Here is an 11,609-nt window from a genome sequence, read left to right on the forward strand (position 1 = left end):
GCCAGCAGGACAATTTACCTAAAGACCGATTAATAGGGCGCTCAGCCCTAATAAGGGTGAGCTCCAGGCACGGCATGACTGGCAATGCGCGTGCAGACTCATGAGCGACCGGGCCGCCAATAGACACCGAGATTGCCGTCTTTGCCTTGGCGGTAAAGGGTATAGGGCAGCACCACAGTGTCGGCCGCGCCGGACATGGCGAGGTCCACCAGCACCAACGGCACCAGCACACCGGTGTAATCGGGCGGCGCATTCAACAAACAGAAATCAAACGCCAGCCCGCTGTAGACACGCGGAATGGATTGGCAATAGGTTTTTTGCTTGCGCAGTTCACGCGTAGCGGCGACGTCCTCGCGAAACACCGTATTGAGCGTGCCGCAACCGCTGATGGATAACGAAATGACACCCAGTGATGCAAGTTTCTTAATGTCCATGGCAAGTCCTCAGGAAGGTTCACCACGCTAGCACCGGCCCGTTCGTCGGTTCAGCACAGGCACACCGACGTGTCATGTGGGAAACATCCGAAATGGAAAAATCTATCCGAACCACTAAACTCGCGCTCTTTTGCGCGTTTACGTCCTACGCGCCATAGATTTCGGCTGACCCCATGAAAACCCTCACTCGCTTGACCCTGCTGCTGCCCGGCCTTTTCGCCTTGAGCGATGCTGCCCGCGCCGAGGACGCACCACTGGTGCTCGACCCCAGCGTGGTCACCGGCTCGCGCAGCGCCAGCCCGACATTCGACCTGCCCTACTCGGTGGACGGCATCAGCCGGGAGCAGATCAGCGATGGCCAACTGGGCATCAACGCCTCGGAGGCCTTGTCGCGCGTGCCGGGCCTGGTGGTGCAGAACCGTCAGAACTATGCCCAGGACCTGCAGATTTCCTCCCGCGGCTTCGGCGCCCGCTCGGCCTTTGGCGTGCGCGGTCTCAAATTGATTGCCGACGGCATCCCTGCGAGCACCCCGGACGGCCAGGGCCAGGCTGCCACCTTCAACCTCGACACCGCCGAGCGCATCGAAGTGCTGCGCGGCCCGGCTGCCACGCTGTATGGCAGCAATGCTGGCGGCGTGATCCAGATGTTCTCCCGCGACGGCGAAGGTCCGCCGCGCGTTGGCGCCGAGACCCTGGTGGGCAGCGACGGCCTGAACAAGAACCACCTCACCGCCGAAGGTGCGGCCAACGGCGCAGGTTTCGTCCTCGACGCCTCGCGCATGGACACCAACGGCTACCGCGACCACAGCAGCGCACGCCGCGACCAGACCTTTGCCAAGCTCAACGTGCAGCCGGATGACGACAGCAAGCTGGCGCTGATCTACAGCAGCCTGGAGCAGAACGGCACGCAGGATCCACTGGGGCAGACGTGGGCGGCATACAAGGCCGACCCGCGCTCGGTAAGTGCCAATGCACTGACGTACAACACGCGAAAAAGCATCGACCACCAGCAATTGGGGATGAATTACGAGCGCTATATCGGTAATGCGACGTTGCAGGTGAATGGGTATACGGGGCGGCGCAGTGTGATTCAGTATTTGTCGATTCCCAAAGGCACCCCGGCCAACGAGCGCGGCGGCGGCGTGGTGCAATTCGACCGCAAGTTCTACGGCGGCAGCGTGCGCTGGATGCAGCCCATCGAAAGTGCACCGGGCGAGCTGATGATCATCACCGGCCTGGACTTCGACCAGAGCGAAGACAGTCGCCACGGCTACCAGAACTACAGTGGCAACACCCTCGGCGTAAAAGGCCAGCTACGCCGTGATGAAATCGATACCGCCCGCAGCCTCGACCCCTATATCCAGGCCAACTGGGCCCTCGACCGCTGGACCCTGCAAGCCGGCGTCCGGCACAGCACCATGGCGCTGGACGTCGACGACCAATTCCTCAGCAATGGCGATTCCAGCGGCAACAAGACCTATCAAAAAAACACGCCGTCGATGAGCGTGATGTATGCGTTCACGCCGCAGCTGCATGGTTATGTCAGTGCCGGCAAAGGCTTCGAAACACCGACCCAAGCCGAATTGGCCTACGCACCGGGCAGCGTCGAGGGCTTCAACTTCGGTCTCAAGCCTTCCGAAAGCACCCAGTACGAGGTGGGCTTGAAGGCCCAGCTCAACAACACGCGCATCAACGCAGCGGTCTTCCAGATAACCACCGAGGATGAACTGGTGGTCTATCAATCCCTGGGCGGTCGCACCAGCTACCAGAATGCCGGCCGCACCCTGCGTCGCGGCTTCGAACTGGGCGTCGAAAGCCAACTCAGCGAACAGTGGACCGCCAACCTCGCCTACACCCGCCTGCAAGCCACCTACGACAGTGACTTCGTCAGCGGCGGCAGCACCGCCGTCGACAAGGGCAATTACCTGCCCGGCGTACCGCAAACCACGCTGTTCGCCGAGCTGAACTGGAAACCCCGCGACTGGGTCAGCACCGCGATCGAAGGCCTGTACCGCAGCAAGGTCTATGTCGAGGACACCAACAGCCAACACGTCGCACCCGCCTACAGCGTGTTCAATTGGCGTGCTCGCTTTGAGCAGAAAGTCGAGCACTGGACCTTCCACCAGACCCTGCGCCTGGATAACCTGCTCGACCGTCAGTACGTCGGCTCGGTGATCGTCGGCGACGGCAACAACCGCTATTACGAAGCGGCACCCGGGCGCTCATGGTATGCAGGGGCAGGTGCGGAGTACCAATTCTGATCAGCGCGCCCGCACAAAAAACCCTGCGGGCAGTCGAAGGCCCCTGATCATCTCTATTCTCTGCAAGGAACGCTCATGAAACACATCGCGGTTATCATCGCCCTGGGCCTGCTCAGTGGTTGTGGCGCGCACGGCATGAAGAACGCTGGCACGGCCGATGCCCCGTATAAAGACATGCTCAAGAAGCCGCTGCTGGCCGACTCGGTCATGCGTGACGGCGACGACCTCAGTTACCAGGTTCACGTCACACTGACCAACAATGTCTCCGTACCGGATGTCGCGCAGCTTCAGGCGTCCTGTGCCACCCCGAGCGGGAGCCTGTTGTATATGGAGGCCCCCGGTACCCCAGGTCCCGATGGCCAGCCCACGCGCATCACCGTCATGCGCAACCTGGCGCCGGAAGTGATTGGTGAGCTGCAACAGAACGCCAGCTTTACCGACGCTTGCGCCCGCACACCGCGCCCGGACTGGCGCCTCGTCAGCACGACGGACACCCATCGCCAATTGCTGATCGACCGTGCCAGCCTCAAGCCCATAGGCGACAAAGTGGAAGTCTGGGTCGCCTACGATGAGCCGTTCATCCTGATCAACAAACTCAAAAAAATGCCCTATGCCCAGACGCGTATGCACTGGGAGGTCAGTTGCAGCCGCCAGACCTATCGCTCCCTGGCCACCTTCAACCTCACGCCGAAAAACACCGTGACCTTCGGCGACGTGGTGGCCGTCCCCATCGACCAGCCCTTCAGCACCGCCGAGGCAGACGCCCGCACCCTGCTCAAGGCGGCGTGCTCGCCAACCATCGCGCAACTGCCGGCAGCCGTGACGCGTACCAAGCTTCAGCAAACCCTGACACCGGCACCTGTCCCGGCCGCGGTGACGGAGGCAATCTCCGCGCTGGGCATGCCGGCTGCAAACAAGCCTCTGCGCCATCTTATGGAGAAGCGCGACTTGGGCTCCTCCAGTTTGCGCACCGATGTGTTCATCGAACCCAGCGCTGGGAACAGCCTGTTTAAAATCCGCCGTGCCACCCAGTTCTCAAGCGCTCAGATCACGACTTTCCGAGGCTTGTTCAGCCTGACTTTCCAAAGCGATTTCGATCTGCGTGGGATGAAGGTGTCGGCGGCGAGCAATGTCGAGCAGCTCAGTTTCACCGGTGACTGGAAGCAAATGCCGATCGGTGCAACGCTGGGGTTCAAGCTCAAGGAGCTCAATCGCAACACCGCTGAAGAGGATCGCGTGCTGTCTCGCGACTCGACGTGTGTGGTAGCGCGCGAACTGCCGGCCAGCGACATCAATTCGATGTTGAGTGGCAATGCGAAGGCCCTCAATTGCACGGCTACGGGGGATAACTACCAGGCGACCAGCACCGTGATGTACCTGCAGGACTATGGGTACTTCTTTACCCGCCAGGACGATATCCAGGGTAAATACAAAACCCGTACGACGCTGATCAACGCGCAATAGCGCTGGTCAGCGTTTACGATCCAACAGTGGGAGCTGGCTTGCCTGCGAAGGCGGCCTGACAGCCGACCGGCATGTTGGATCAGAGCGAGTACATATCCGTTATTCAGGTAACGGCTGCTAAAGGTTCCGCCCTTACGGCGGGTCACTTTTGGAAAAGAGCCCCAAAAGTAACCAAAAGGGCTCTTGCCCCAACACTCGGCACCTCGCCTAGGCTCGGTGTGCCCGTAATCCGCCAGGTATTTGGGGGGCCGCCGCCACGCGCCATCCATGGCGCGGGGCGGCTAAACCGGCATCCCTGCCGGTTTACCCCCCAAATCCCTGTCGAATTCCGGCCAGCGTGTTTGACGGGGCGCCTGAGATCAAAAGCAAGTCAAGAGCGACATCAAGATCAAGAGCGGCTCGCTTCGCATCGTGGTTACGGTTTTCTGCTACGAAGTATCTGCCATCGCCGGCAAGCCTGCGCCTACAGCTTGGGCAGCCGCTCGTCGATCAGTTGGTACAGTGCGCTGCCTGCAGGCCAGTTACGCATGAACCGTGCACGGTCCTTGGCGTACGCCGGGGCGAAGCTGGCGGGGGAGGTGTGTTGGCACATCGCGTCCAGGTCGATGAGGGACCAGCGGTCCTTGTCCCAGAACAGGTTATGCCCCTTGAAGTCGCCATGGCTGATGCGCTCGCGGATCAGTTCGGCGAACAGGTGATCCAGCGCCAGCAGTTCGTTTTCCGGTGGATCGCCGGTTTCAACGTACGGCGCGAAGCGTTCGATAATGTCCGGGCCGGGCAGGTATTCGGTGATCAGGTACGCGCGGCCGCGCAGCCACAGGAAGCGCTTTTCCAGCACAGCCAGCGGTTTGGGCGTGGCGATGCCGAGAAAGACCAGGCGGTTGCCTTCGCGCCAGGAATGCCAGGCCCGGCTCGGGCGCCAGAAGCGCTTGAGCCAGTGGGCGAAGCCCTTGATGTTGTAGCGTTTGATCACCAACGGCCGACCGGCCACATCAACCTTGGCCACGCTGGCGGCGCCACCGGTCTTGTACAAATGCCCCTGGTCCAGCAGCGTATCGGCCTGCTCCAGCACCGGCAGCATTGCCGCTTCTTCTTCGCGACGAATCGCGCGCAAGGCAAAGGCGCCTCGCACCACGCTGAACAGCGTGCATTCGCGACCGACCTTGTTCAAGAAGTCCCTGAGACGCCAGGCGCTGACTTTGCGCACCTGTTTCTCCAGGGCTTCCAGCGGCAGGGCGTGCTCGCCATTGGCAAGCAGGTAGTAAACCAGCAGCTCTTCGGTGAACGGCGCGAGATTTTTTGGCAATTGGGCGAAAAACACCCCGAGGTTTTCCAGCACACGGTTGCGCGACAGCGGCTTGCCCGCCTCTTCGGCGCGGATCCCAGCGCCATCGATCAGGTAAAGCTTGCCGTCCTGACGCAGCAGATTGTCCAGGTGCAGGTCTTCCTGCCAAAGCCCTTTGGTGTGCATCTGCGCAATTGCGCCCAGCGCTTCGGCCAGCACTGCGGTTTGTTCGTCCGCCAACGGCGGCAACCCTTCGACGGCCTGCCAGGCATCCGCCAAACTTTCGGCGCCCTCGATGAATTCGAACAGCAACCAACCGCCCTCGCCTTCTTGCAAGCCATCGGCCAGCAACAATGGCGTGGTCAGGCCTTGCTCGGCCAGCAAGCGCACGCCGCTGAGTTCACGCTGAAAGTGCCGCGCAGCCTTGCTGCCCACCAGTAACTTGGCCAGTACCGGACGGCCGCGCCAGACACCCGCGCCCACGTACCGCTCGCCCGGCAACACGCGCAACAGGCTCAGCAGTTGCAACTGGCCAGGGCCCGCCGCATCGGCCAGCGCCAGGGTCAGGGGCAAGTCCGGCGTGCGGCCGGCGCTTTTCAGCTCGGACAAACGCATCAACGGTTTTCCTTGTGGCTGCGGCGGGCGGTCAATTTCTGTAGCCAGGTGGCGACCAGCGCGCTGTCTTTGGGTTGGTCGAGGTAGGCGGCCAAGAGCTGGCGCACTTGCTCGTCAGACCACTGCGGTGCCCGGCGCAACAGCGGCTCCAGGTCCTTGACGCGATCGCGCCAGCCGAACAGCAGCGGGCGGGTTTTCTCCAGGTCAATCAACTGCGCGGCATAGCCGTCACCGGTGGCCTGCATAAAAATATGCTTGGGGTAAAAACAGCCATGCACCTGGCCGACGCCGTGCAGCCGACGCGCCAGTTGGCCGCAAGCCAACAGGATCGCGCTGTGCTGGGCGTCGCTCAACTGCGACCACTGCTCCAGCAACGAATCCAGGTCATTCCAGCCGTCCAGCGCACGGGTCAGCAGCATCGCGCGGTGCTCGCCGGCGACGTTACGCTCGCCATAGAACGCGGCCTGCAAGGCAGGGATGCCGAGCTTGCGGTAACGGCTGATATTGCGGAATTCGCGGGAGAAACTCGGCTCGCCAAAGGGCCGGTGCAGGCTGCGCGTCAGGTAGTTGCTCTGGCGCTTGAGGTAGTAACCGTGGCCGTCGAGTTCGAGGCGAAACACGCTGCTCCAGCCCCCGCGACTGGTATTGGGTTCGTCCACCGCGTCCAATTGCTTGGCCCACAGGGCGTCGAAGGTCGCCAAACCGTTGCGCTCCAGTAGCGCACGGTCTTCAGCCGCCAGGAAATCACTCATTCGCGTCCCTCGAAAAACTTCACCACGTGGCGAATACGCTCTTTATCCGATGCACTCAGGTGCCGGCGCTGACGGTATTGCATGTAGAACCGCAGGCGCTGGGTGGCGGACAGGTGATACTTGGCCACCTTGTCCAGGCAGGCCAGGTCTTTGGTGATGCGGTACTTGAGCCAGAACCCGCGCCAGAAATCGCCGTTGGGGCAGTCGATCAGGTACAGCGTGGACTGATCGTCGATCAGCAGGTTGCGCCACTTCAAGTCGTTATGGGTAAAGCGGTGATCGTGCATGGTGCGCGTGTATTCGGCGAGCTGGCGGCTCACCGCGTCGACCCACTTGGGGTCGCGCAGGCGCGCATCGTGACGCTCGGCCAGCACCGACAGGTCTTCGGTCCTCGGCAGTTCACGCGTGATCATCGCCCCACGGTCGTAGGCCAGGCCCTTGCGCTCCAGGCCCCAGGCGACCACATCCGCCGTGGGAATGCCCCACTTGGCGAAGCGCTTGAGGTTCTGCCATTCGGACTTGACCCGCGGCTTGCCCAGGTAGCGCCGCAGGCCCTTGCCGGCGCCGGTGTAGCGCTTGACGTAATAATTGACCCCGCCACGCTCCACGCGGATCACTTCTGACAGTGGGTCGCGGGTCAGCCGCTCGCCCTGCAGGGCGAACACGGCTTCGAGGCTTCCAAAATCATCCGCCAGGTGGGCGTAAGCAGGTTCCAGGTTCCAACCCGCCATCAGATCGCATCCCCGTAACGTTGCTTGCGCGCATAGAGCTTGTCGGCCTTGCGCTGCATCAGGCTCAACGACGCCGATTGCTCGGCCAGGATCTGGCGAAGCGGCTGGCGGAAGTAGCCCTTGAGGAAGCGCAGTTTATCGCGGCGGGTCAGGCCGATCTCCAGCGCCGAGTAGTACAGCGCGGACAGGTCCTTGTCGCGCCAGCGCAACGGCAGATGGGCACGCAGTTGCGCGCGGTGCAGGTCGATCACCGACAGCTTGATGTTGTTCGCGTCGATAGGTTTCGACGTATCCAGCAAGAAGTGGCAAAGGTAGCAATCGCGATGATTGACGCCACCCCGGTGCATGTCGCCCACCATGCGCGCCAGCTCGGCCGTGAGCGCGTGACGCAACGCGGGGGCAGGCGGTTGCGCCACCCAGTTGAGGGTCACGTCTTCGAGGCTGAGGGTCGGCGCCAGCTCCTCAGTGATGATGAACGAGTGCTGGTCCGCCGGGTTGCTGCCCTTCTCGCCGAAGGCGACGCCGGTCATCGTCGGCACGCCGAGTTCCTGCAAGCGGTGAATCGCCGACCACTCAAGGCCGGCGCCGAGTACCGGCAGCTTGGCGGTGATCAGGTTCTTGAAGATCTCGCCCCAGCCGATGCCACGGTGGATCTTCACGAAATACGGACGGCCATCCACCTCGGTACGCAGGGTGCGACGCGCCGCCAGTTCACGGAATACTTCACCTTGCAATTTCTCGACTTCGGCAAAGGCATCAAGCCCGGCCCACAAAGTCTTGAACGGTTCGGCAAGAATCAACTTCATCGTTTTGGCTCCGCCAGAATCACATCCGCAGCGTGCTGCGGCATGCTGTAGAGGTCGGCCGTCTCAGCGAAAGCCAAGCCATTGCGGCTCCAGGCCGCGCGCTGTGCAGTGTCGGTGAGCATGTGCGTCAGGTACTGGTTGAGCTGATTCTGTTCGAACGGCTCATCCAGCACCAGGCCGCTGTCGGCTTCAGCGATGTAATGGGCATACCCACACACGGCCGAGACCAGCACCGGCAACCCGGCCACCAGGGCTTCGAGCAATACGGTGCCGGTGTTTTCGTTGTACGCCGGGTGGATCAACAGGTCGGCGCCCAGCAGGAAACGCGGGATATCACTGCGGCCCTTGAGGAACTGCACGTTGTCCCCCAGCCCCAGCGTGGCGCTTTGCAATTGGAATACTTTGGGGTCGTCCTGGCCGATTACAAACAGGCGCGTGCGTTTTTTCAGCGCCGCCGGCAGCGCGGCCACGGCCTTGAGGCTGCGGTCGACGCCCTTGGTCTTGAAGCCCGAGCCGATTTGCACCAGCAGCAGGTCGTCAGCGCCCAGGTTGAATTCCTTGCGGAACCCTTCACGGATTTCGGCGGCATTCGGCGGCGCACGGCGGTCCTGGGCAATGCCCGGCGGCAGCAGGTGGAAGCGTTCCAGCGGCGTGTCGTAATGCTTGATGAACAGCGGCTGCTGCACTTCGGAGATCATCAGGACTTCAGTCTTGGCCTCCTTGGCGAACACCGCGCGCTCGTAATCAGCGAAGTGTTTGTAACGACCAAAATAGCGGTACAGCGAGTGGCGCAGGTTCTGCGCCTTGTCTTCAAAGCAGCCGTCGGCAGCGTAGTACACATCCAGGCCAGGCATTTTATTGAAGCCGATCAAGCGGTCCACCGGGCGCTTGGCCAGGTCGGCGGCCATCCAGGCACTGAGCTTTTCGTTGCGCCGATGGTTGAAGAACGCCTTGACCGGCGCCACCAGCACTTCAAAGCCGGGCGGGATATCGCCTTCCCAGATCAGCGTGTACACACGAATCTGATGGCCGCGCTGCTGGCATTCCAGGGCGATGCGCATGAAGTCACGCTGCAGGCCACCGAAGGGGAAATATTTGTACAGAACAAAAGCCAGTTGCATCAGTGCAGCTCCTCAGCCAATAACAACGTGCTCAGTCGGCTTGCCACACGCTCAGGGTTCAGGCGCGTGAAGCACAGGGGCGACTCACGCTTGATGTCGAACCGACGCAGGTCGTCAGCCGTCGGTTGATAGGTACAGTGTTTTTGCAGGCACGGCGCACAGGGGAAGTCGCTGGCCAGGTGAATCTGGCCCTTGCCGTAGGCGCCGGTGAGGCCGGGGTTGGTCGGGCCGAACAGGGAAATGGTCGGCACATCCAACGCGGCAGCCAGGTGGCCCAGACCAGTGTCCACTGCCACACAGGCGCGGGCGCCGGCCAGTACCCGGGCGACACCGGCCAGGTTCAATTTGGGCAGTACTTCGGCGTTTTGCAGGCCCTGGGCCAGGCGTTCGGCGCGGGCTTTTTCGGCGGCGTTGCCCCACGGCAATTTCACGTCCACGCCCAGACGCCCCATGCGCTCGGCCAGTTCGCGCCAGTAGGCTTCGGGCCAGTGCTTGGTGTCCCAGGTAGTGCCGTGCAGCAGCAGTACAAACGGCTTTTTCGGCGGTAAGCCCAGGAGCTTTTCAGTGCTCAGGCCGTAGTCGCCCAAGCCCTTGGGCAAGTCATAACCGAGGGCCACGGCGAACAGCTGACGCAAACGCTCCACCGCGTGCTGCCCACGCGCCACGGCGAGGCGGCGGGAATAGAAACGTGCAGCCATCGGCTCACGGGCGGAGTTTTTGTCGAAACCCGCGATGGGCGCACGCACGTAGCGGGTCAGCCAGGCGCTTTTCAGCAGTCCCTGGGCGTCGATCACCAGGTCATATTTGGTCGACTGGACTTGCTGCTTGAAGCGCCGCCATTCGCCACTCTTGATGGTCTGCCAGAGGTTCTTGCGCCAGCGGCGGATCGCCACCGGGATCACCTTGTCGACCGCCGGGTGCCAGGTGGGGATCTCGGCGAAGCCTTCTTCCACCACCCAGTCGAATCGGATGCCGGGGATCGCCCGCGCCGCGTCGGTCAGGGCCGGCAACGCATGAATCACGTCGCCCAGGGATGAGGTCTTGATTACCAGTACGCGCAAACTATCGGACCTCGACCACAGAGCCCTGCAACCGCTGCAAGGCTTCGTTCACCGGCTGCGGCAGTAATTGCCGCATGCAGTTGTAGTGACCGAAACGGCAGGTGCGATCAAAACACGGGCTGCACTCCAGGCCCAGGCGAACCACTTCGACCTGGTCGGCCAATGGCGGGGTGAAGCCCGGCGAGGTGGAGCCGTACACCGCCACCAGGGGACGGTTCAGCGCCGCGGCCACGTGCATCAGGCCGGAGTCATTGGACACCACCGAATCGGCGCAGGACAGCAAGTCGATGGCCTCGGCCAGGGACGTGTCGCCGCTGAGGTTCACCGCCTCTTCGCGCAGGCCCGGAATCAGGCGCTGGCGGATGTCCTCACCCACCGGGTGGTCCTTCTTCGAACCAAACAGCCACACCTGCCAGCCTTCGCGGATCTTGGCCTCGGCGACCTTGGCGTAATGCTCCGACGGCCAGCGCTTGGACTCGCCAAACTCAGCCCCGGGGCACAAGGCCAATACCGGGCGATCCAGGGTCAGGCCGAACTTGGCCAGGGCGGCGTCGCGGCTCAGCGGGTCGATCTGCAGGCTCGGGCGCGGATACGGCGTGGGCAACTCGGCACCCGGCTCATAGGCCAGGGCCATGAAGCGTTCGATCATCAGCGGGTAGCGGGCTTTGTCCAGCGTACGCACGTCATTGAGCAGCACGTAGCGGAACTCGCCACGCCAGCCGGTGCGCTTGGGGATGCCGGCAAAGTACGGCACCAACGCCGACTTGAGCGAGTTGGGCAGCAGGATCGCCTGGTCGTATTCGCCCGCCAGGGATTTACCGATGCGACGGCGCGTTGCCAGTTCCAAGGCCCCGTGGCCGAGCGGGAAGCTCAAGGCCTTGCGCACTTCGGGCATGCGCTCGAGGATCGGCCGGCTCCACTCGGGGGCGAGCACGTCGATCTGGCAGTCCGGGTAACGCATGCGCAGGCACTGGAACAGTGTCTGCGCCATCACCATGTCACCGACCCAACTGGGCCCAACGATCAGAATATTCATGTAGTTTCCACAAACGATGCGGGGAGGCCTGTGCCTCCCCGCA

General features: G+C 62.5%; 10 protein-coding genes. 2 read left to right on the forward strand and 8 right to left on the reverse strand.

The window, feature by feature from the left end:
- Positions 1 to 98: 98 nt before the first annotated feature.
- Positions 99 to 434 (reverse strand): YceK/YidQ family lipoprotein, encoded by a 336-nt coding sequence (locus AC0IYN_RS08105; RefSeq protein WP_471840997.1) that lies wholly within the window; start codon positions 432 to 434, stop codon positions 99 to 101.
- 173 nt (positions 435 to 607) lie between these two features.
- Here AC0IYN_RS08105 and AC0IYN_RS08110 point away from each other — a divergent pair, with 173 nt between their 5' ends.
- Both AC0IYN_RS08110 and AC0IYN_RS08115 read left to right on the forward strand, forming a co-directional pair.
- Complete coding sequence (locus AC0IYN_RS08110; protein WP_406599757.1) at positions 608 to 2,695, forward strand: TonB-dependent receptor family protein; 2,088 nt, start codon at positions 608 to 610, stop codon at positions 2,693 to 2,695.
- Positions 2,696 to 2,770: 75 nt separating this feature from the next.
- Positions 2,771 to 4,159 carry a surface-adhesin E family protein gene (locus AC0IYN_RS08115; protein ID WP_471841000.1) on the forward strand — a complete coding sequence of 463 codons (1,389 nt, stop codon included), beginning with the start codon at positions 2,771 to 2,773 and terminating at the stop codon, positions 4,157 to 4,159.
- 463 nt (positions 4,160 to 4,622) lie between these two features.
- Here AC0IYN_RS08115 and AC0IYN_RS08120 read toward each other — a convergent pair whose 3' ends face one another.
- Genes AC0IYN_RS08120 through waaF form a run of 7 tightly spaced genes read right to left on the reverse strand, consistent with a single transcriptional unit; the run spans position 4,623 to position 11,566 of the window.
- On the reverse strand, positions 4,623 to 6,059 hold the full coding sequence (locus AC0IYN_RS08120) for a lipopolysaccharide kinase InaA family protein (protein WP_406599339.1): 1,437 nt from the start codon (positions 6,057 to 6,059) through the stop codon (positions 4,623 to 4,625).
- Positions 6,059 to 6,811 carry a lipopolysaccharide kinase InaA family protein gene (locus AC0IYN_RS08125; protein ID WP_078046556.1) on the reverse strand — a complete coding sequence of 251 codons (753 nt, stop codon included), beginning with the start codon at positions 6,809 to 6,811 and terminating at the stop codon, positions 6,059 to 6,061. Before AC0IYN_RS08125 ends, AC0IYN_RS08120 begins: the two co-directional genes overlap by 1 nt.
- Positions 6,808 to 7,542, reverse strand: a complete 735-nt coding sequence (locus AC0IYN_RS08130; RefSeq protein WP_099492867.1) for a lipopolysaccharide kinase InaA family protein — start codon at positions 7,540 to 7,542, stop codon at positions 6,808 to 6,810. Before AC0IYN_RS08130 ends, AC0IYN_RS08125 begins: the two co-directional genes overlap by 4 nt.
- Positions 7,542 to 8,348, reverse strand: a complete 807-nt coding sequence (gene rfaP, locus AC0IYN_RS08135; protein ID WP_406599340.1) for a lipopolysaccharide core heptose(I) kinase RfaP — start codon at positions 8,346 to 8,348, stop codon at positions 7,542 to 7,544. Before rfaP ends, AC0IYN_RS08130 begins: the two co-directional genes overlap by 1 nt.
- Positions 8,345 to 9,469, reverse strand: a complete 1,125-nt coding sequence (locus AC0IYN_RS08140; RefSeq protein ID WP_406599341.1) for a glycosyltransferase family 4 protein — start codon at positions 9,467 to 9,469, stop codon at positions 8,345 to 8,347. The genes rfaP and AC0IYN_RS08140 overlap by 4 nt, the downstream gene beginning before the upstream one ends.
- Positions 9,469 to 10,530, reverse strand: a complete 1,062-nt coding sequence (gene waaC, locus AC0IYN_RS08145) for a lipopolysaccharide heptosyltransferase I (protein ID WP_406599342.1) — start codon at positions 10,528 to 10,530, stop codon at positions 9,469 to 9,471. The genes AC0IYN_RS08140 and waaC overlap by 1 nt, the downstream gene beginning before the upstream one ends.
- A gap of 1 nt (position 10,531) precedes the next feature.
- Positions 10,532 to 11,566, reverse strand: coding sequence for a lipopolysaccharide heptosyltransferase II (gene waaF / locus AC0IYN_RS08150; protein WP_406599343.1), 1,035 nt, complete (start codon positions 11,564 to 11,566; stop codon positions 10,532 to 10,534).
- Positions 11,567 to 11,609: the final 43 nt, after the last annotated feature.

Source organism: Pseudomonas sp. AC112, assembly GCF_979253545.1.